This is a genomic window from Paraburkholderia lycopersici (genome assembly GCF_900096975.1).
Lineage (GTDB): Bacteria > Pseudomonadota > Gammaproteobacteria > Burkholderiales > Burkholderiaceae > Paraburkholderia > Paraburkholderia lycopersici.
Genome location: NZ_FMYQ01000013.1, coordinates 149,062 through 170,269, shown reverse-complemented (window position 1 = coordinate 170,269; position 21,208 = coordinate 149,062). Strand labels below are relative to the sequence as shown.

15 protein-coding genes and 1 pseudogene are annotated in these 21,208 nt (G+C 65.9%); 11 read left to right on the top strand and 5 right to left on the bottom strand.

Features of this window, described 5'->3' with window-relative positions:
- A complete protein-coding gene (locus tag BLU17_RS16215) occupies positions 1–996 on the bottom strand; it encodes a LysR family transcriptional regulator (protein ID WP_091998185.1) in 996 nt (331 codons plus the stop codon).
- Between the two features lie 156 nt (positions 997–1,152).
- Between BLU17_RS16215 and BLU17_RS16210 the strand changes: the two genes are divergently transcribed.
- On the top strand, positions 1,153–2,178 hold the full coding sequence (locus BLU17_RS16210) for a DUF1338 domain-containing protein (protein ID WP_091998183.1): 1,026 nt from the start codon (positions 1,153–1,155) through the stop codon (positions 2,176–2,178).
- Positions 2,179–2,200: 22 nt separating this feature from the next.
- Here BLU17_RS16210 and BLU17_RS16205 read toward each other — a convergent pair whose 3' ends face one another.
- A complete protein-coding gene (locus tag BLU17_RS16205) occupies positions 2,201–2,833 on the bottom strand; it encodes a helix-turn-helix domain-containing protein (RefSeq protein WP_091998181.1) in 633 nt (210 codons plus the stop codon).
- Between the two features lie 480 nt (positions 2,834–3,313).
- On the opposite strand from BLU17_RS16205, the gene BLU17_RS16200 reads away from it, so the two are divergent.
- The 9 genes and pseudogenes from BLU17_RS16200 (at position 3,314) to BLU17_RS16160 (ending at position 13,553) form a co-directional block, all read left to right on the top strand.
- The gene (locus tag BLU17_RS16200; protein WP_091998179.1) at positions 3,314–4,465 is read left to right on the top strand and encodes a branched-chain amino acid ABC transporter substrate-binding protein; all 1,152 of its coding nucleotides are present in this window, start codon (positions 3,314–3,316) and stop codon (positions 4,463–4,465) included.
- Between the two features lie 212 nt (positions 4,466–4,677).
- A complete protein-coding gene (gene amaB / locus BLU17_RS16195) occupies positions 4,678–6,177 on the top strand; it encodes an L-piperidine-6-carboxylate dehydrogenase (protein WP_091998177.1) in 1,500 nt (499 codons plus the stop codon).
- Between the two features lie 120 nt (positions 6,178–6,297).
- Positions 6,298–7,470: an NAD(P)/FAD-dependent oxidoreductase gene (locus tag BLU17_RS16190; RefSeq protein ID WP_091998175.1), complete on the top strand. Its 1,173-nt coding sequence runs from the start codon at positions 6,298–6,300 to the stop codon at positions 7,468–7,470.
- Positions 7,471–7,652: 182 nt separating this feature from the next.
- Positions 7,653–8,873 (top strand): aminotransferase-like domain-containing protein, encoded by a 1,221-nt coding sequence (locus BLU17_RS16185; RefSeq protein ID WP_091998173.1) that lies wholly within the window; start codon positions 7,653–7,655, stop codon positions 8,871–8,873.
- A 495-nt stretch (positions 8,874–9,368) separates the two neighbouring features.
- The gene (locus BLU17_RS16180; protein ID WP_091998171.1) at positions 9,369–10,229 is read left to right on the top strand and encodes a MurR/RpiR family transcriptional regulator; all 861 of its coding nucleotides are present in this window, start codon (positions 9,369–9,371) and stop codon (positions 10,227–10,229) included.
- Positions 10,230–10,416: 187 nt separating this feature from the next.
- Positions 10,417–10,608: pseudogene (locus BLU17_RS16175) on the top strand (hypothetical protein); the annotation flags it as partial.
- 28 nt (positions 10,609–10,636) lie between these two features.
- A complete protein-coding gene (locus tag BLU17_RS16170) occupies positions 10,637–11,983 on the top strand; it encodes an aspartate aminotransferase family protein (RefSeq protein ID WP_091998168.1) in 1,347 nt (448 codons plus the stop codon).
- A 99-nt stretch (positions 11,984–12,082) separates the two neighbouring features.
- On the top strand, positions 12,083–12,649 hold the full coding sequence (locus BLU17_RS16165) for a carboxymuconolactone decarboxylase family protein (protein ID WP_091998166.1): 567 nt from the start codon (positions 12,083–12,085) through the stop codon (positions 12,647–12,649).
- Between the two features lie 616 nt (positions 12,650–13,265).
- Positions 13,266–13,553: a YodC family protein gene (locus BLU17_RS16160; RefSeq protein ID WP_091998164.1), complete on the top strand. Its 288-nt coding sequence runs from the start codon at positions 13,266–13,268 to the stop codon at positions 13,551–13,553.
- Between the two features lie 57 nt (positions 13,554–13,610).
- On the opposite strand, the gene BLU17_RS16155 is transcribed toward BLU17_RS16160, so the two are convergent.
- Both BLU17_RS16155 and BLU17_RS34550 read right to left on the bottom strand, forming a co-directional pair.
- Positions 13,611–14,243: a LysE family translocator gene (locus BLU17_RS16155; RefSeq protein ID WP_091998162.1), complete on the bottom strand. Its 633-nt coding sequence runs from the start codon at positions 14,241–14,243 to the stop codon at positions 13,611–13,613.
- Positions 14,244–14,363: 120 nt separating this feature from the next.
- A complete protein-coding gene (locus tag BLU17_RS34550; protein WP_425434098.1) occupies positions 14,364–14,933 on the bottom strand; it encodes a superinfection immunity protein in 570 nt (189 codons plus the stop codon).
- Here BLU17_RS34550 and BLU17_RS16145 point away from each other — a divergent pair.
- Complete coding sequence (locus BLU17_RS16145) at positions 14,856–16,316, top strand: M20 family metallopeptidase (RefSeq protein ID WP_091998160.1); 1,461 nt, start codon at positions 14,856–14,858, stop codon at positions 16,314–16,316. The genes BLU17_RS34550 and BLU17_RS16145 overlap by 78 nt on opposite strands.
- A gap of 69 nt (positions 16,317–16,385) precedes the next feature.
- Here the strand turns inward: BLU17_RS16145 and BLU17_RS16140 are convergent, their stop codons facing one another.
- On the bottom strand, positions 16,386–20,990 hold the full coding sequence (locus BLU17_RS16140; protein ID WP_091998158.1) for a DEAD/DEAH box helicase: 4,605 nt from the start codon (positions 20,988–20,990) through the stop codon (positions 16,386–16,388).
- Positions 20,991–21,208 lie beyond the last annotated feature (218 nt).

Sequence of the window (21,208 nt, the reverse complement as noted above, 5' to 3'; positions counted from 1 at the left end):
TCAGTCCCGCGACGAAGGAGTTGTTTCGTCCGATCCTAACCGAACAATTTCCGATAAGAAACTTTTTTCATATCTGGTATTTTTTGTGGCATGTCCACGCGAGGCACCGTATGCGCTTGCCTGTTCGAGCAGCCAGGTGCGAAATAGCTCCAGCGGCTTGCCGTGGCTCAGTTCCGTGGGATACACGAAGTAGTAGCCGCCATCTGCGGCGGCTGCGGTTTCGAACGGAATGACGAGGCCAAGCCGTGCGAGCTGGCCTTCGACGAAGAACTTCGGTACGAGCGCCACGCCGAGCCCGGCCGCCGCCGCGGCGATCAGCATCGTGTGCAGTTCGTAGCGCACGCCGTGCATGGTGGCGTTGTCTTCCACGCCGAGGTCCGAAAACCAGCGCGTCCAGGCGTCGGGGCGCGTGGTGGAGTGCAGAAGCGGGTAGGCGAGCAGTTCATGCGCCTTCCTGACGGGGCGCGCGAGCAGCGAGGGCGAGCAGACGGGCACCACTTCCTCGCCGAACAGATAGTCTGCCGAAGTGCCGGGCCAGGTTGGCTTGCCGTAATGAATGGCGGCTTCGAAATGCGATTCGTCGAAGGAAAAGGTGTCGGTGCGCACGCCCATGTTCACGCGCACGTCGGGCGTGCGGTCATAGAAGTCCTTGAGGCGCGGAATCAGCCATTCGGACGCGAAAGTCGGGAGCACGGCAAGCTCGAGGTAACCGCCGCCGCTGCCGTGGGCAATGATGGAAAGCGTGTCGCGGTCGAGATTTTCCAGCGCGCGGCGCACCTGCGTGCTATAGAGCCGGCCCGCGCGCGTGAGCACGACCCGCTGCTTGGCGCGCACGAACAGCCGCACGCCGAGGTTCGATTCGAGTGTGGCGATCTGGCGCGACACCGCGCTTTCGGTGAGAAACAGTTCCTTGGCGGCGTGCGTGAAGCTTTCGTGCCGCGCGGCGGCTTCGAAGGCCGTGAGCGCACCGATGTTCGGGATCTTGAACTTGCGCATGTTGATTCCTGAAACGCATCAAGTGACAATTTAATCTCGCTTTACGGGCCGTGCAACCGTTCTAATAATGCGCTTCACGTATGTCCTGGCCCGAATGCAAGGGCCGAGGCCCGTTTGCCGTCCGCCGTTTGGCGGTCAAATCCTGTGAGATTCGCGATGCGCAATTCGAACGTAGAACACATGCTGTCGACGCTGCTCGGCGCCAGGAAAACCGAAGCGCTTTTTTCGACGCTCAACTTCCCTTCGATTCTCGAAGACTGGGAATTCGGCACGGTCACGCGCGCCGAACTTGCCCAGGCCATGAACATGGCGCTGTTCGAAGACCTGCTCGAACGCTCGCCCAACGGCCGCGCCTATACGAGCGATGCAGTGGCGCTGGGCGGTGCGGTCCACTTCGATCACGGCGCGCTGCGCACGGTGCGCTGGCCGCACAACGGCGCGCTGCCGCCCGGCGAAGCGGCGTTCACGCGCATTCTGCGTCCGCTCGGCTTTCGCCTGAACGGCCGTTATCCGCTGGACAAACTGGGCATGACCGGTCGCGCTTACGCCCACGAGGATGCCCCCGACGAGATCGCGCAATTCTTCGTGAGCGAACTGCACCCCGAGCGGTTTTCGGCGGCGTTCCAGCAAGCCGTGACGAACGTGGTGGGCTCGTCGAGAGATCCGCTTACGCCACTGGCGATCGCGCAACTTTCCGAACTCGAACGTGACGGCTCATTGTCGCTCGAGGCCGCGCGCGAACTGCTGCCGGTGATCGTCGGCGCGTTTGCTCGTCAGCATGATGTGCCATCTGTTTCGGACTACGAGACGTTGCTGCGGGAATCGGCGGAAATGGCGTGGATCTCGACGGAAGGCAATGCCTTCAATCACGCCACGGATCGCGTGGAAGACGTGTTCAGGCTTTCGGACGACGAAAAAGCCAAGGGCCGTCCGATGAAGTCCGAGGTCGAACGCTCGCGCTCCGGCCGCGTGTTTCAGACGGCGTACCGTGCGGACACGGTGGAGCGCGAATTCCGCGCCGCCGACGGCCAGCGCGTGACGCGCCAGGTGCCGGGCTCGTTCTACGAGTTCATCACCCGCAAGCGCACGTTCGACCAGGCGTCGCGGCGCTGGCAAATCGACTTGCGCTTCGACGCGGGCAATGCGACCGGGATCTTCAAAATGACCGCGAACGCGGCGTAGGCGCGAACTGCGGCGCGCCGGATCAAACGCCCGGCGCGCCGCCCTCGATATCGTGCGCGGCCGGGTGGGGTTCGTTGATGAGCCAGAGGACTTCGGCGTCCTCTTCGCTCGTCGAAACGGCCGCGTGACCGGTGCGGCTGTCGAAATAGATGCTGTCGCCGGCTTCGAGCCGGGTCGGCGCGTATAGCTCGGAGTAGAGGCAAACCGAGCCGCTCAATACGAAGAGAAACTCTTCGCCTTCGTGCCGGCCCCATTCCGTGAACTCGTCCAGCGAGTGCGCCGTGATACGAATGCGAAACGGGTGCATCGACTTGTGCGCAAGTTCCGTGGCGAGCAATTCCATCTGATAGCACCCGGCCGAATGCCGCTGTCCGCCGCCCTTGCGCGTGAGCGCGCGGCGACCGCTCGCGCGCGGCTTCGGCGCTGAACCGAAAAGTTCGCCGAGATCGATCTTCAGGCCATGGACGATCTTTTGCAGCACGTCGAACGTCGGCGACATGACGCCGTTTTCCACCTTCGAGAGCGTAGAACGCGACACGCCGCACACGCGGCTGGCCGCGTCGAGCGTGTAGTCGTGCTTCAGCCGGGCCGCCTTGACGCGCTTGCCTAGCTCCGCCGAAGCGTTCTCTGCGGGTTTGAGGGGGGCGGGTTCCATTCGGGCAGTTCGGGCCATCGGGAGCGTTCGTATCGTACTCTGTGTTTCCGATCATAACATTCGGGCATCGACCCGGCGAGCGGGCCGCCGTGCCGAGGATGATTGGCATAACCAGGCAACCTGTCGCGAAGCGAGTTGATGATTTCTGCTCCGGGCTCAGATGTGGCGCCCGGCGTTGCGCCGCTGCGATCCGAAAGCGCAATGTGTCAGCGCACAGGGATAACCGGCGCAATCGGGTATCCCCCAATGCCTGCGTGCTGGCGCCACCCGTCGCCGTACTTCCCACGAGTGCGGGCTTGATGAGAAAAGCGCATTACTTGGTGATTAGTTCTCGTTTGATAGGGCTGAATCGGCCGCTGACAATCGGCTCACGTTTCGCCCTTGTGCCAGGTGCAGTGCGAGACGAATCCTGTGCGCCGAAGGTCCGCGCGACCGTTCGGGCGTGTCATGAGCCGACTCCAGATACCGAAGGAATACCGCATGCGTTCCCGTCTACTCGCTTCTCGTCGTGGCTGCGCCATCGCAGCGTCGTTGATGTTGGTTGCCGGCGCCGCCTGCGCGCAGGAAGTGGTCGTGAAGATCGGCGTGGCCAGCCCGCTCACGGGCGGCGGCGCGGCTTACGGCAAGGACATCGAGAACGGCGTGCGTCTCGCCGTCGAAGAAGCCAACGCCACGCATCCCGCCATCGGCGGCAAGCCGGTCCGGTTCGTGATCGATTCGCAGGACGACCAGAGCGATCCGCGCATCGGCGTGCAGGTCGCGCAGCAGCTCGTGGACGACAACGTGGCGGTCGTGATCGGCCATTTCAATTCGGGCACGACGCTGCCGGCCTCGAAGATCTACGCGAAGGCGGGTATCCCGATGATTACGCCGGCCGCCACCAATCCGGCCATCACGCAGGGCGGTTTCCCGACCATCTACCGGGTGATCGCAACCGACTCGCAGAATGCCGGCAACGCGGGCCACTACGCGGCGACGGTGACGAAGGCGAAGCGCATTGCGATCATCGACGACCGCACGGCCTTCGGCCAGGGCGAAGCCGACGAGTTCGAAAAGGCCGTGAAGGCGAACGGCGGCGCGATCGTCGCGCGCGAGTTCACGAACGACAAGGCCGTCGATTTCAGCGCGCAGCTCACGAGCATCAAGCGCACGAATCCGGACCTCGTGTTCTTTGGCGGCCTCGACGCGCAGGCGGCCATGCTCGTCAAGCGCATGCGTCAGCTCGGTATGAAGGCGCAGTTCCTGGCGGGCGGCGGCGTCATGGATGCGAATTTCATCAAGCTCGCCGGCGACTCCGCCGATGGCGCTTCGGTGTGGGAGTACGGCCAGCCGCTCGCCGCGCTGCCCAAGGGCAAGGACTTCGAAGCGAAGTTCAGGCAGAAGTACGGCATCGACATGCTCGCCTACGCGCCGTTCGCCTATGACGCGACGTGGGTCGCCATCACGGCGATGGAAAAGGCGGGCTCCATCACGCCGGCCCGGTTCAACGCGGTATTGAAGGCCACGAACTACGACGGCATCACGGGCAAGATCGCCTTCAACGCGGCCGGCGATTTGAAGAGCCCGAGCTCGACGCTGTATCAGGTCAAAAACGTGGCCTGGGTGCCGGTCACGACGCGGACCGCGGACTGACATCGCCATCGCGCAGTAACCTTGAGGGCGCCGCTTCCGTCGGCGCCCGCTGTATTGTTTCCGACAGGAAATGAACGACGAGCCGGAGTGGCGATGCACACGCGGCATGGCGGGAATTCAGTGGATTTTCGTGTTGTCGCCGAAAAATTGCGCGTGTATAGTTTCCTAAAGTAGCAATGTTTCGTATCGGAAATTTTTAAGGGATTGTACCTATGAAAGCCTCCGCCATCCTCTCGGATCTCGGTATTTCCCAGCTCGCGGAAGCGGGCGACATCGCCGTGCATTCGCCGATCGACGGCGAATTGATCGGCCGCGTCGCGAGCCAGTCGGCCGCCGACGTCGACGCCGTGCTCTCGAAAGCGCAGGAGGCGTTCAAGACCTGGCGCAACGTGCCCGCGCCGCGCCGCGGCGAACTCGTGCGCCTGCTCGGCAACAAGCTGCGCGAGCAAAAGCGCGCGCTCGGCAGCCTCGTGTCGCTGGAGACCGGCAAGATCTTCCAGGAAGGCCTGGGCGAAGTGCAGGAAATGATCGACATCTGCGACTTTGCCGTGGGCCTTTCGCGCCAGCTCTATGGCCTCACGATCGCTTCGGAGCGTCCGGGCCACCGCATGGCCGAGACCTGGCATCCGATGGGCGTGTGCACCGTCATTTCCGCCTTCAATTTCCCGGTCGCCGTGTGGTCGTGGAATGCCGCGCTCGCGTTCGTGTGCGGCAACGCCGTCGTCTGGAAGCCCTCGGAAAAAACGCCGCTCACCGCGCTGGCCGTGAACAGGATCATGCAGGACGTGTTGAAGGAATTCGGCGATGCGCCCGAGGGCCTCACGAGCGTGGTCATCGGCGGCCGCGAAGTGGGCGCGAAGCTTGTGGCGGACCCGCGTTCGAGTATCGTGAGCGCAACGGGCAGCACGGAAATGGGCCGCGCGGTCGGCGTGGAGGTTGCGCGCCGCTTCGGCCGCTCGATTCTCGAACTGGGCGGCAACAACGCGGGCATCGTCTCCGCAACGGCGGACCTGGAGCTCGCGCTGCGCGGCATCCTGTTCTCCGCCGTGGGCACGGCGGGCCAGCGCTGCACGTCGCTGCGCCGCCTCTTCGTGCACGAGAGCGTGTACGACAAGGCGGTCGAGCGCCTGAAGACGCTGTACGGCAAGGTCGCGATCGGCAATCCGCTCGAACAGGGCACCCTGATGGGGCCGCTCATCGACGAGCAGTCGTTCGCGCGCATGCAGGCGGCGCTCGAACAGGCGAAGCGCGAGGGCGGCAAGGTATTCGGTGGCGAGCGCCACACGGTGCCGGGCAACGAAAAGGGCTTCTACGTGCGCCCGGCGATCGTCGAAATGCCGTCGCAAACCGAAGTCGTCCTGAAGGAAACGTTCGCGCCCATTCTCTACGTGCTCAAGTACAGCGACTTCGACGACGCCATCGAGGCGAACAACGCGGCCGTGCATGGCCTGTCGTCGTGCGTCTTCACGACGGACCTTCGCGAGAGCGAGCGCTTCACGTCGTCTGCGGGCAGCGATTGCGGCATTGCGAACGTGAACATCGGGCCGAGCGGCGCCGAGATCGGCGGTGCGTTCGGCGGCGAGAAGGAAACGGGCGGCGGCCGCGAGTCGGGTTCCGACGCGTGGAAGGCCTATATGCGCCGCGCAACCAATACGGTCAATTATTCGTCGGCGCTGCCACTCGCGCAGGGCATCGATTTCAACGTCGAATAAACGCATTCGACGAACCGGAGCGGACATGGCCGGGCGCACAATGCGCCCGGCCGATGGATTGATTCGCTCGACGTCATCTGGCGCATCTGCGCCGCAGCTATTCGCAATCTGGAGCCAGTCGTGAGTTCTCAAGTCGTTATCGTTGGCGGCGGGGTGATCGGGAGTTCCATCGCTTACTTTCTGCGCGCGACCGACCCCACGGTTTCCGTGACCGTATTCGAGCGTGATCCGAGTTATGCGCGCTCCTCGTCGGCGCTTTCGGCCGCGTCGATCCGGCAGCAGTTTTCCACGCCGCTCTCGATCCAGATGTCGCTGTTCGGCATCGAGTTTCTGCGCAGCATCGGCGAGCGGCTCGAAGTGAGCGGCAACCGGCCGTCGATCGATCTGCACGAGGGCGGCTATCTTTTCCTCGCCACGCCGGCGGGCGAGGCCACGCTGCGCGAGAATCACGCGCTGCAGACGCGTCTTGGCGCGGACATCGACCTCATGCCGCGCGAGGCGTTGCGGGCAACGTTTCCCTGGCTCAACGTCGACGACCTTTCCAGCGGCGCGTATGGCCGCAGCGGCGAGGGCTGGTTCGACGGCTACGGCCTCGTGCAGGCGCTGCGCAAGAAGGCGCAGTCGCTCGGCGCGCGCTACGTGTGCGCCGACGTAACGGGCGTGGCGCGCAGCGGCCGCAAGGTGACGCACGTGATCGCGAGCGACGGCGAGCGCCATGCCTGCGACACGCTCGTCAACGCGGCCGGCGCATGGGCGCGCAAGCTCGCGGAAATGATGGACATCGACATTCCGGTTTATGCTCGCCGCCGCAGCATTTTCAATGTGTCTTCGCCGGCGAGGCTGAGCCGTTGCCCGCTGCTGATCGATCCGTCGGGCGTGTACTTCCGCCCCGAAGGCAACACGTACATCGCCGGGACCTCGCCGGCCGCCGACAACGATCCCGACGATCTGCCGCTCGACGAAGTCGATCACGCCATCTTCGACGACGTGATCTGGCCCACGCTCGCGCACCGCGTGCCGGGTTTCGAGGCGCTGCGCGTGGAGAACTGCTGGTCCGGCTATTACGAGTACAACGTGCTGGACCAGAACGCCATCATCGGCTATCACCCGGCCATCGACAATTGCGTGTTCGCCAATGGCTTCAGCGGCCATGGTCTGCAACAGGGGCCGGCTACCGGACGCGGCGTGAGCGAGCTGATTCTGAACGGCCGATACACCACGCTCGATCTGTCTTCGCTCGACTGGTCGCGCGTACTTGAAGATCGCCCGATCGTCGAGAAGAACGTCGTGTGACGCGTCGCGTGACGCGATAACCAGGCAGCTCGAACATGAGGCCCGTGATTCACGGGCCTTTTTCATGGCGCGGCGCTGATGAGAAAACCGCATGACGTCGTGATTAGATTTCGTTTGATGCGCGCGCGCGTGCTGGCCACAATCGAGGCTTGTCCGTTGTCCCGGCTATCGCCATCGATACCATGTACGAATTTACCGCTCCCTTTCAGCATCCCGCCGGTTCGCCGATTCGCGAGCTTTTCAGGTATTTGGGAGAACCAGGCATGATCTCGTTCGCCGGCGGCTACCCGGCAAGCGATCTGTTCGATACCGCGGGGCTTCAGGCAGCCGCCGCGCGTGCATGGCAGTCTTCCATGCGCTGTCTGCAATACGGACCCACCGACGGCCTGCCCGAGTTGAAGACCCAGCTCGTCGCGCTGATGGCGCGCCGCGGCGTGACCTGTGCGCCGGAAGAGATGCTCGTCACCACGGGATCGCAGCAAGGCCTCGATCTACTCTTGCGCGTGCTGCTCGATCCAGGCGATACGGCCGTGACGGAGCAGCCCGCCTATCCGGCCACGCTGCAGGCGCTGCGGCTTCAGCAAGCGCATGTCGTGACGGTGCCTGTGGACGGCGGCGGCATCGACGTAGACGTGCTCGCGGCGCGGCTCGCGTCGGGCAGCATTGTGCGGCCGAAGCTGCTGTACACGGTGCCGACCTTCGCGAATCCCACCGGCGCCACGCTCACGCGCGAGCGTCGCCTCGCGCTCTTGCATCTCGCTGTCCAGTACCGCTTCGTGATCGTCGAGGACGACCCCTACGGCGATTTGCGCTTCGCAGGCAACGCGGTGCCCTCGCTGCTCGCGCTGGCGAGCGAAGTGGAGGGCGCACGCGACCGGGTCGTGCACTTCTCCAGTCTTTCGAAAGTCGTCGCGCCGGGCTTGCGTGTCGGCTGGACGATCGCGCCGGCCGAAATCGCGCGGCGTTGCGTGATCGCCAAGCAGACGGTTGACCTGTGCAGTTCCCCCTGGACCCAGGCGATTGCCACGCAGTATCTCGCCGCGGGTTCGCTGGAGCAGCATCTTCCTCTGATTGCGCAGGCGTATCGGCGTAAATGCGAAGCGCTTTGCGACAGCCTGCGCACGCAATTCGGCAGCGAAATCGGGTTTCATCAGCCCGAGGGCGGCATGTTCGTATGGGCCCGCATTCCCGGCGTGGAGATCGATGCGCTCCTGCCAAACGCGATTGCCGGCAAGGTGATTTTCGTGCCCGGCAAGGCGTTTTTCGCCGACGATCCGGACACCGCGTCGCTGCGCCTTTCGTTCGCCGCGCCGAACGAGGATGAGATTCGCGAAGGCGTGGCACGTTTGAAACGTGCCACGCAAGCCTCGCGCACGGCGAGTTCGGCGTCGGCGCACGCGTGAATGCGGTGAAGCGCGCGGATCGACAACCGTGCGCGTGCCGTTGCGCAGCCGACTGCGCAAGCTCGACAAAGCGCCCAAGGCAACTCGTCGTGAACGGCTCGATCCACGAAGTGGTCTGCTCCAGCGCGTGCGCATTCGCCAGCGGCATATAGGCCCCGCCGGAATGGAGGCTTGCGGTGCGTGGCCGACGGCCCGACGGCGATAGGGATTACCTCTCCTGCTACTTCGGTTGAAGCCTGGGCTCGGTGCGCGCCATTCCGGCGTGACACCGTTGGGTCGGGCGGGGTGCGTTGCGTGCGTCGTCGCGGCACTGGCGCTCGTCGGAGGCTCGTGTTCGCGTTCTGGCGGACGGGGCACGGTGCCGGCGCCGATAAGGCTGGGTCGCGCGGCGCGGAGGGGGTGCGGTAGTGTATCGCGGGCCGGCATCTGTCCCGACTTGCAACATCCGGCAACACGAGTGGTAACATTTGTTGTCAACCACTGCCCGAGCGACGCATGCCAGACAGCTTCGACCAGCTTGCCGCGCTGATCCGCGCGCGCTTCTCCGACCTGAGCCCGCAGTTCCAGACCGGTGCAGCCTTCCTGCTCGACCATCCCGACGAAGTGGCCGTTTCGTCCATGCGCAAAGTGGCCGAGCGCGCCCGCGTGCAGCCTGCCTCGCTTGTGCGGCTCTCCCAGCAACTGGGTTTTCCGGGCTGGAACGAACTGCGCGACCTGTTCGTCGCGCGGGTGCGCACGCGGCCCGAGCCGCTTTCTTCGCGTGCTCGGTCGCTCGTGGCGGGCAACACGAAAGACGGCCTCGCGCACGATCTGCTCGTGGCGCAGCAGCACAATCTCGAAGCAAGCGCCGCGCACAACGCCCGCACGATGGTCGAAGCGGCTCGCGTGCTGCGTCGGGCGAAACATGTCCATGTGGCCGGATTCCGGTCGTGCTACGCCGTGGCGTTCGGGCTCGTTTATGGCTATCGCTTGTTCCGGCCTTCGGTTTCCCTGCTGGGCGGCGAGGCGGGCACGCTGGAGATGCAGTTGCTCGGCATCGAGCGCGACAGCGCAACGATTGTTGTCAGCTTCGCGCCCTATTCGGTCGAAGCGGTGCGTGTAGCGGAGGCCGCGCTCGCAAAGGGCAGCCGGCTGATCGCGATCACTGACAGCGCCGTCTCGCCGATCGCGCTGAACGCCGACAGGGCACTGATTTTCACGCACGAAAGCCCGTCGTTTTTTCCTTCGCTGGTGGCCGCGACGGCGCTGGCCGAGTCGCTCGTCGCGCATTTGCTGGCGCTCGAAGGGTCGGGCGCGATCGCACAGCTCGAACAGGCCGAGCGCTCGCTGAACGCGCGCGGCGCCTACGTACCCTGAGCGCCTGACGACGCCGTTTTTCGCGTCAATCCAACCCGATCTCTCCGTGCCGGATGCCGTTACGAGGACCGCATCCGGCAGCGTTGCGTCCTCTGCATTCCATTTGTTGTTGTTTAATTTCAATTTGACAACACATGTTGTTGAGGCGTATAACGCGCACTACTGGAAACCGAATAGCTGGAATGAGGATCGCGCGGGCGCGGGGCTGCCGATTTTCCGCGACGACCCGCGCGATCCCGACGACGGGAACGCGCTCGCCACCGCGTGCATGCGCATCAAGCCGTACGGTGTCGCGTTCGACGTCTGGCAGAGCAGGGCGCGCGTGCTCGGCCTGCATATCGAAACGAACACGGGCCGCGCGGGTGGCGCGGTCCGTTGATCTATCACCGACTTCATCGAGGACGTTCATGACCAAGGTGTTTCATCGGATGCCGAAACAAACCTTGCCCGTCGCAGTGGCGGGCGAAGGCATCGAAATCATCGATTCCACCGGCAAGCGCTATATCGATGCGAGCGGCGGCGCAGCCGTCTCGTGCCTCGGCCACAGCAACGCGCGCGTGATCGACGCGATCACGCGCCAGGCGCAGCAACTGCCGTACGCGCATACCTCGTTCTTCACGACCGAGGCGTCGGAGCAACTGGCCGATCACCTCGTTGCCGCCGCGCCCAAGGGGCTCGGCCATGTGTACTTCGTGTCGGGTGGTTCGGAGGCGATCGAGGCGGCGCTCAAGCTCGCGCGCCAGTACTTCGTGGAAAAGGGCGAACTGGCGCGCCGCCACTTCATCGCGCGGCGCCAGAGCTATCACGGCAACACGCTCGGCGCGCTCGCGATCGGCGGCAACGCCTGGCGTCGCGAGCCGTTCCTGCCGATTCTGATCGAGTCGCATCACGTGAGTCCGTGCTATGCCTACCGGGAGCGCCACGAGGGCGAAACCGACGAGGCGTACGCGCAACGTCTTGCCGACGAGCTCGAACAGAAAATTCTCGAGCTTGGTCCGGACACGGTCGCGGCCTTCGTCGCGGAAACCGTGGTGGGCGCGACGGCCGGCGCGGTGCCGCCCGTGCGCGAATACTTTCGCAAGATCCGTGCGGTGTGCGACCGCTACGGCGTGCTGCTGCTGCTCGACGAGATCATGTCGGGCATGGGCCGCACCGGTTATCTGTTCGCCTGCGAAGAGGACGGCGTGTCGCCCGACCTGCTCACGATCGCGAAGGGCCTCGGGGCGGGCTATCAGCCGATCGGCGCGACACTCGTGAGCCCGCGCATCTACGAGACGATTGTCGGAGGCAGCGGCTATTTCCAGCACGGCCACACCTATATCGGCCATGCCACGGCGTGCGCGGCGGCGCTCGAAGTGCAGCGCGTGATCGCCGAAGAGAAGCTGCTCGACAACGTGCTCGCGCGCGGCGAGCAACTGCGCGCGCGTTTGCGCGAGCGCTATGCGGCGCATCCGTATGTGGGCGACGTGCGCGGCCGCGGTCTCTTCGTGGGCGTCGAACTGGTCGAGGACCGCGCCACGAAGGCGACCTTCGACCCGGCGCTCAAGCTTCACGCGGCGATCAAGCGCGAGGCTTTCGCGCGTGGCCTGATGGTCTACCCGATGGGCGGCACCGTCGACGGCAAGAACGGCGATCATGTGCTGCTTGCGCCGCCGTTCATCTGTACGGAGCAAAACATCGACACCATCGTCGACCGGTTCGCCGCAGCGATCGACGGCGCGCTGGACGCGACGGGCGTCGCGCGCCCGGCGTAAGCTTCACCGTCAGCGATTAGTGAGCAACTAACTGTCCACCGCACCCCCGCCACCGTAAGCGGTGCGGGGTGCGGCCAAGCCCTCCCACGGAGTCCATCGATGACCCAGGAACAGCAGCCTCGGCTTCCCGCATTCGACGCGACCCAGGCGTCACCCGAGCAGAAGACCGTGCTCGACGAGATCCTCTCCGGTCCGCGAGGCAATCTCAACGGGCCGTTCCTCGGCTGGATTCACAGCCCGGAACTGGCGCAGCTCGCCCAACGTCTGGGCGCTTTCTGCCGCTACAAAACCGGCCTGTCGCTACGCCTCTCCGAACTGGCGATCCTCGTCACGGCCGCGCGCTGGCAAGCTCAGGCCGAGTGGTACATCCACTATCCGATCGCGCTGAAGGCGGGCGTGCCCGAAGCGCTGGCGGAGCAGATTCGCATTGGCGCGACGCCGCATTTCGACGAACCCGACGATGCCCTGATCTACGCGTTCACGAGCGAACTGTACGACGCGAAGCGCGTGTCCGACGCGACCTATGCGCGTGCCGTCGCGCGTTTCGGACACGAGACCACGGTCAATCTGGTCGGATTGCTCGGCTACTACGCGCTCGTAGCCATGACGCTCAACGTCTTCGGTATGCGCGCCGAAGGGCAGACGACGCTGCCGTTCGCGGAATAAGCACGCGGCTCCGTGTGCGAGGCACCTGCGACGCCCTATCCGGCTTTGCCGGATAGGGTTTTTCTTTGTATTTCAGATTTACATGACAATCCTGTTTCGCTCGCATATTTTGAAATCGCCGGGCAAACGTTGAGGATTTCGCTAGCGCGGGGCAGACGGAATCCATTGGGAGAAAATAATCGAACGGGCGGTTTATCGGCGCAGAAAACGTTTCCACCCGCGCCGGCACGGCTTTCGGTTTTCAGGAAATGCTGGGTTAATGCCGCTGCCCGCGCGAGTATTTACCGGAAGTTGCTGTGCGTCATTTTGGAAGCAATGCAGAAATAATATGACTGTTGGGAAGAGAAATCTTTCCCGGTAGGTCTTGCGTGTCCATGTACGGCTTTCCGGGTAAATTCTGCGGGCCGCGTTTGCAGCCGGTTTCAGCGGGTGCGCAATAACAGGGTTTTCAGCAGGTGTTATTGAAATCGCTTGCGCGCATTAATTCGAGTTGTTAGTCTTGCCAAACTTATTAACAGCCGCCGCATTTTCATTAACGAAAGGGCGGTCCGGAGGCGGGGGAGGTGCACTATCCCGCTCAGCGTTTTTCTCTGTGCATTTTTTAACGGGGAACTTCATGCTTGATACGAGCATCGACGTAGCCGAAAAGCCGCGTGCCGCCATGGCCGGGATTGGCGACGTTGTCACCCTGAAGTCGGGCGGCCCGCGCATGACCGTCATGTACGCCGGTCCGGTTGGCTTTGCGAGCGGCAACTGGCTGATCTGCCAATGGTTCGATGAGCACGGCGAACTGCGCCAGGACATGTTCGCGCAAGACATGGTGCAGATCGAACCTCGCTCCATACCCGCAGCTTTCGTCAAGATGCGCAGCCCGATGGGCGGCAGGGCCGCAGGCAGTTTTTAGAACGCAGACTTGCCAGCGCTGCGATCGCGACCGGGCCGGCGTGCCCGGTCGTTCGTTTTATCGCTGGCCTTCGGCGGCGATACGCACGGCGAGCCCGGCGAGCACCGTGCCCATGAGCCAGCGCTGAAGCTTCAGCCACGTGGGGCGCTCACCGAGAAACGTGGCGATCGTGCCTGCCGTCATGGCAACGGCGGCGTTCACGCTGATCGAAAGGGCGATCTGAATGCTGCCGAGCGCGATCGACTGCGCCAGCACGCTGCCGCGATGCGGGTCGATGAATTGCGGCAGCAGCGACAAATACAGAATGGCGATTTTCGGATTCAGCAGGTTCGTGACGAACCCCATCAGAAAGAGCTTGCGCGGCCGGTCGGCCGGCAGTTCGCGCACCTGGAACGGCGAGCGCCCGCCCGGCTTGAGCGCCTGCCAGGCCAGCCAGAACAGATAGAGCGCGCCGCCCAGGCGCAGCGCGTCGTAAGCGAACGGCACGGCCATGAGTAACGCCGTAATGCCGAACGCGGCGCACAGCATATAGAACACGAAACCGAGCGCGACGCCGCCCAGTGAAATCAGGCCCGCTTTGCGGCCCTGGCAGATCGAGCGCGAGATCAGATAGATCATGTTGGGTCCGGGCGTGAGCGCCATGCCGAGTGCGACGGCGGCAAAGGCGAACAGCGGGGCGGCGTGCGGCATGACGGGGCTCCGTAATTTGCGTTGCGTGAGGGCGGTATGGTTCCTTGTGATTATTTCACGCAAGGGCGGCGCGTGCTGCAATGGCCTTGCACATTGGCCATCTGGATAAGACTGACTGCCTCAACGCGAGGAGCGTTCGCGCTCCGCCGCACGCGCTTCACGCGCATGGACGCGGTCGTCGAGCCTGCGCGAAAAGACCAGCATTCCGATCCGGCGGCTGCGCGTCTTCGTTTGCCCGCCAAGATCTTCCGGCGGATTGGGCTGAAATGACCAGAACAACGCCAGCAGCCAGCCGAGCACCGTCCATCCAAGCACGGCGTTGAAGAGCGCAATGATCAGCAGGTCGTGACGCCGGCGCTTGTCGGCGATCAGCGCGGGAAGAAAGTAGAGCACGACCACCGCTGCGAGAACGACGATCTCGAAGACGGAACGGCTCGCCATGTTTTCACTCTCCGAAAAGCGACGGAATATGCCCGATCCATCATTTTCGCGCGGATTGGCGTCGAGCGTGCACCAGGCCTTGGCCGGACGGCCAACCATGGGCGCGAGGGGTGTCGGCGAGCGGGAGAACGGGTCTATCATCGGGGTTTTCCATCGCAGGGAACCGACACCATGATCTCCGCCCCTTCCGAGGCCACCCGCCAACTGGATCACGACGAATTGCGCGCCTTCGTCGAACGTAAATGGCATGACGAGATCGTGCCCGCGTTGACCGACTACATCGCGGTGCCCGCCAAGAGCCCCGCGTTCGACCCGCAATGGGCGCAGCACGGCTATATCGAGCGAGTCGTCCAGGAGGCGGCGAAATGGGCGGAGCAGCAGCCGGTGCGCGGCCTGAAACTGGAGATCGTGCGCCTCGCCAATCGCACGCCGGTCATTTTCTTCGAGGCGCCCGCCACGCGCTCGGGCAGCAGCGAAACGGTCGTACTCTATGGCCACCTCGACAAGCAGCCGGAATTTTCCGGCTGGCGCAACGATCTCGGCCCGTGGACACCCAAGCTCGAAGACGGTCGCCTGTACGGTCGCGGCGGCGCGGACGACGGCTACGCGATCTACGCGAGCGTCACGGCGCTCTCCGCGCTCGACGCGCAAGGCATCGAACGGCCGCGCTGCGTGGGCCTCATCGAAACCTGCGAGGAATCGGGCAGTTATGATCTGCTGCCTTACGTCGACGCGCTGCGCGAACGGCTCGGCAACGTGGGCCTCGTGGTTTGCCTCGACTCGGGCGCGGGCAATTACGACCAGCTTTGGCTCACCACGTCGCTGCGCGGCCTCGTGGCGGGCGACCTCGAGGTCGAGGTGCTCGAAGAGGGGATTCATTCGGGATCGTACGGCGGCATTGCGCCCTCGAGCTTCCGCGTGATGCGGCAGCTTTTCGAGCGGCTCGAAGACGCCGCGAGCGGCTCGCTGCTTCCCAAAGGCTTTCACTGCGCGATCCCGTCGAAGCGCCTGAGCGAAGCCGAGGCCACCGCCAGGATTCTCGGGGACAGCGTCTGGAAGAGCATGCCTTGGGCGTGCGGCCAGGACGGGCGGCGCGTGCTGCCCACCACGACGGATCCGCAGGAGGCGCTACTGGACTCGACGTGGCGGCCCTCGCTCTCGGTGACCGGCGCGGCGGGCCTGCCCGCGCTCGCCGACGCCGGCAACGTGCTGCGTCCGCGCACGGCGTTCAAACTTTCGCTGCGCTTGCCGCCGCTCGTCGAGGCCTCGAAAGCCGTGGCGGAGCTCAAGGCGCTGCTCGAACTCGACCCGCCTTACAACGCAAAGGTCACGTTCAAGCCGGACGCAGGCGCGGCCAATGGCTGGAATGCCCCGGAACTCGCTCCGTGGCTCACCGAGGCGCTCAACGCCGCCTCACGCACGCATTTCGGCGCGGACTGCGCTTATCTGGGCCAGGGCGGCACGATTCCGCTCATGAACGTGCTGCAGGCCGGTTTTCCCCGGTCGCAGTTCATGGTGTGCGGCGTGCTGGGCCCGAAGTCGAATGCACATGGGCCGAATGAGTTTCTGCACGTGCCCTATGCGAAGAAGCTCACGGCCACGGTGGCGGAGGTGATCGCGGCAGCGCCTTGATCGCGCGCTTCGCCAACGAAAGTTCGCCGCAACTAACCGCCAGCCCCGTCGGCACCGGTGGAGCGCGCCTCACCATGGCTTGGCGAGGTGCGCGCGCAATGCGGCGCGCGTGCTTTCGTCGAACTCGCCGAGAAAACTGAAGCGGCCGGCAACCAAGGTGGCGATGGGCACGCCGTCGCGGAACACGATGCGGTTGCCGGTCAGCGCCGGCACTTTTTCACCGGGCATCAGCGACCCGAGGAGATTGAGCGGATCGGCGGCGCTTACGCAGACGAGCGCGCCGCCGTCGCCTTGCGTTGGCCCGCGCCGTCGCACGTCTCGCAGCAGCGCCACAGCTTCGGGCAGCGCGAACTGCTCGCCCGAGATGCCGGTGACGAAGCGTCCGCCGCGCACGTCGCCGCGGGCTTCCATGCGATGCAGCACGCGCAGCAAGTCTCGCCATGGGGGCAGCCACGGCGCTTCGCGTCCGAGCAGGTGCCAGCCGATCACGCCGTACCGGCGCAGCAGGACGTTGGCGACATGTTCGAGCAGTTCCGGATCGGCGGGTGGACGGCGCGCGGCGTTGGCGGTCTGCCTCGCGCGCGCGAGTGCCTGCGCGCGAGGCAGCGCGTTGCCTTCGGCAGCGGCATGCGACGCAGGCGATCGCGTCGCGACGAGCGCCGCGGCATCGTCGGCCGCAGCGGCTTGCGGCGCGGTCAACGCATCGGGCCGTGGCTCGGCCAACGCATCGTGCAACTGAACGCGCCGCAGCGTCGCCCAGCGCCCCGCGTCGGCCATGCCGCCCGCCAGCGGCCCGAAGCCGCGCGGTCTGCGTCGGCCATGATGTGCGTTGCGCTGTGCGGCGGGTTTCACGAGCGCGCGAAGCCCGGCGAAGCTGTCCGCGTTCACGAGACCGGCCGCCACCAGTTCGCCGAGCGCGTTCTCCAGCTCGACGCCGAGCAGATGCGCGTCGGCGGCCAGTTCGTCGAAGAACATTGCGCCGTGCCGCAGCAGCGCCTCGTACACGCGCCGTGCGCGCGCCGAAAGCCCGGCCGGGTCGGGCGCTTCGACGAGCGCCGTCCAGCGCGCCAGTTCGCGGCGCGAGAGCAGCACGACTGGCGTGCTGCGCACCGTCGATGCGGCCGCCGCGCGCGCGGGCAGCCGCGCCCATGCGAGTCGTCCGGAGCGGCACAGGTCGTCGAGTAGCGTCGGCGTGTAATCGTCGACGCGCGCCGGCAGGATTTCGTCCTCCCACGCGAGCGCCGAGGCTTCCCAGCCTTCGAGCTGATCGAGCACCGCGGCCAGCGCCTCGCGGCCCGAGCCGCGCGCGCCAGGCGCGACGCGTTGCCACTCGAACAGGAAACGCATGAAGTCGTGGCGCTCGACGGGTTCGATTTCGCGTCTGAGCTTGCGCACCGTATAGCGGTGGATGCGCGCGAGCAGATGACGTTCGCACCATTCCTCCTCGCTACCGCCCATCGCATGCGGCGTGAAGCGCCCGCGCATCACAGTGCCTTCCGCTTCGAGGCGCGTGAGCGCAAGCGCCGCCACGCTCGCCTCCAGTGCGAGGGGCCGAGCTACCTGCGCGACGGTCAGTGGTCCGAAACCCGACAGGCGCGCACGCACGATTTCGACGAGCGCCGCATCTTCGGTCCACGTTTGCGCGTATTCGGGCGGCGGCGCGAGCGGCGGCTCGCACTGCGCCTGCGGGTAGATGGCCTGTACGCAGGCCAGCCGCTCGACGCCCACCCACAGCGCGTCGTGCTGCGCGACCGGCAGCCGCGTCGCGCGTCGAGCCGCCGCGAGTTGCGCGAGCCACGCGAGCCATTGCGGCTCGCGCTGCGCCTCGCTTTCGGCCAGCGCGCCGAGACTCGTGAGCGCGTCATGCATTTCGTCGGCGTCGCGCACTTGCGGCCAGGCTTCGTCGCGCACGCTCGCAATTGCCTCGGGGTCGAGCGCGCCGAGGTCGTCGGTGGATTCGGGGTCGCTCCAGCGTCGTGACAGTACCGCCTGCGTGCGGCGCTCTTCGAGGGGGGCGTCGTCGAGGAACGCATACGGGCGCGCGGTCAGGATCTCGGCCGCGAGCGGCGAGGGCGCGGGCAGTTCGCGCGTCACGAGGCGCACCTCGTGCGCTTCGATGCGGCGCAAGAGCGCGAGCCATGCTTCGGTATCCATAGCATCGTGCAGGCAGTCGTCGAGTGTCTGGTCGACGAGCGGGTGGCGCGGCACCTCGCGCTCTCCCACGATGTTCTCCACGCACGCCACCTGGTCAGGGAACACGGCTGCGAGCAGGTCCTCGCTGCGCATGCGCTGGATCTGCGGCGGCGTTTTGCGCCCGCCGGTCTGGCGCGGCAGCGCGAGCGCCGTGGTCGCGTTCCAGCGCCAGCGCACGCCAAAGAGCGGCGCGTCGAGCAGCGCCTGCACGAGCAGATGCTCGGCGGAGTTCGAATGGAGATAGCGCCACACTTCGTCCAGCGCGAAACTGTGCGCGCCAGTGAGCGAAAGAATGATGGCGTCCTCGGTTGCGGCAGCCTGCAGCTCGAAATTGAACTGGCGGCAAAAGCGCTTGCGCAGCGCGAGGCCCCACGCACGGTTCAGGCGGCTGCCGAACGGCGCGTGGATCACGAGCTGCGTGCCGCCCGCCTCGTCGAAAAAGCGCTCCATGACGAGCGTGTCCTGCGTGGGCAGCACCGAGAGCGCCGCGCGGGCGCGCGCCAGATATTCGACTATCTGGCGTACCGCAGCGTCGTCCATGCCGAGCGAGGCGGCGAGCGTCGCCGTGGCGCGATCGATCACGGCGGGCGACGGCGCATCGTCCGCCGTGCTTGTGCTCGCATCGGCAAGCGCTGCTTCGACCGCCTTGCGCAGACGTGAAATCGCGAACGAAAGCTCGTCGCTGCGGCCGGGCGCTTCGCCCAGCCAGAACGGGATGTTGGGTGGCTGCCCTTGCGCGTCCTCCACGCGCACGCGGCCTGCCTCGATGCGCAAGATGCGGTACGAGGCGTTGCCGAGCTGGAACACGTCGCCCGCGAGGCTTTCGACGGCGAAGTCCTCGTTGACGGTGCCGATCTGCACGCTTTGCGGTTCGAGCAGAACGGCGTAATCGGCGTTGTCGGGGATCGTGCCGCCCGAGGTGAGCGCGACGAGCCGCGCGCCGCGCCGCGCGCGCAGCGTATGGCTCACCACGTCGCGGTGCAGGTAGGCGGCGCGCGGCCCGTGACGGCTCGTGTAACCCTCGGCGAGCATGCGCAGCACGGCGTCGAATTGCGCGCGCTCGAGATTCGCCCAGGGCGTGGCGCGCCGCACGAGCGCGTAGAGCGCGTCCTCTTCCCACGCCTCGCAGGCCACCTCGGCGACGATTTGCTGCGCGAGCACGTCGAGCGGCGCATGAGGCGTCGCGAGCCGGTCCAGCTCGCCGCGCCGCACGCTGTCGAGCAGCGCCGCGCATTCGATCAGGTCGTCGCGCGAAGTCGGGAAGAGCCGGCCCTTCGGCACGCCGCCGACCTGGTGTCCCGAGCGCCCCACGCGTTGCAGAAAGGCTGCGATCGAGCGCGGCGAACCGATCTGGCACACGAGATCGACGTCGCCAATGTCGATGCCCAGTTCGAGCGATGCCGTCGCCACGAGCACGCGCAGTTCGCCGCGCTTCAGGCGCTGTTCGGCCAGGAAGCGATGCTCGCGCGCAAGGCTGCCGTGATGCGCGGCGACGGCTTCGGCGCCGAGGCGGTCGGTGAGATGGCGCGCCACGCGCTCGGCCATGCGGCGCGTGTTGACGAACACGAGCGTCGTGCGATGCATGGCGACGAGTTCGGCCATGCGGTCGTACACCCGTTCCCACACGTCGTTCGCCATCACGGCTTCGAGCGGCACGGGCGGCATCTCGATCGCGAGGTCGCGCGTGCGCGTGTGGCCCACGTCGACGATCTCGCAGGCGCGCGGCGCTTGCCGCGGCTCGCCCATGCCCACCAGAAAGCGCGCAACGGTTTCGATCGGTTTTTGCGTGGCCGAGAGCCCGACGCGCAGCAGTGGCGCGCCGCACAGGGCGTCGAGCCGCTCGAGGCTCAGCGCGAGATGGCAGCCGCGCTTGTTGCCCGCGAGCGCGTGGATCTCGTCGACGATCACGCTGCGCGTGCTCGCCAGCATGCGGCGGCCCGATTCGGAGCCGAGCAGCACGTAGAGTGATTCGGGCGTCGTCACGAGGATGTGCGGCGCGCGCTTTCTGAGCGCCGCGCGCTCGGGCTGCGGCGTGTCGCCGGTGCGCACCGCCGTGCGGATTTCGACCGGCGGCAGACCGAGCCGGGCCAGTTCCGCGCCGATGCCTTCGAGCGGCCGTTCGAGATTCAGGCGGATGTCGTTGGAGAGCGCCTTGAGCGGCGAGACGTACACCACCAACGTCGCGTCGGGCAGCGCGCCGCCGTTCGCGAGGCCTTCGCGCACCAGCTCGTCGAGCGCGGCGAGAAACGCCGTGAGCGTCTTGCCCGAGCCGGTCGGGGCGGCGACCAGCGTCGCGCGCCGGCTCGCGACGAGCGGCCACGCGGCGCGCTGCGCGGCGGTGGGCGCGTCGAAGCTGCGGCGAAACCAGCCGGCGACGGCCGGATGAAAGCGGGCGAGCACGTCGCCGGCGCCGTCGTCATCCGCGGCGGGGGCGGGATCGTTCGGGCGGCGCGGGGGATCGAGGGGCGCGGACAGTGCCATGCGAATGGTGGGGGACAGAGGTGGCGTTCATGCACGCCTGCCAGTCTCGCAGCTTTCGTGCGTGGCTGCCAGGCGCGGGCGTTGCAGCGGGCATGACTTCGATATCCGGTCGCCTGCCGCCGTTTCAATAGGCGGGGCACTGCGGGAGCACTGCGGCGGGCTTCCCTGCGCGGACGCATTGCGGCCGGCTGTCCGGCAAGCGCGGCGCGAACGCAGTA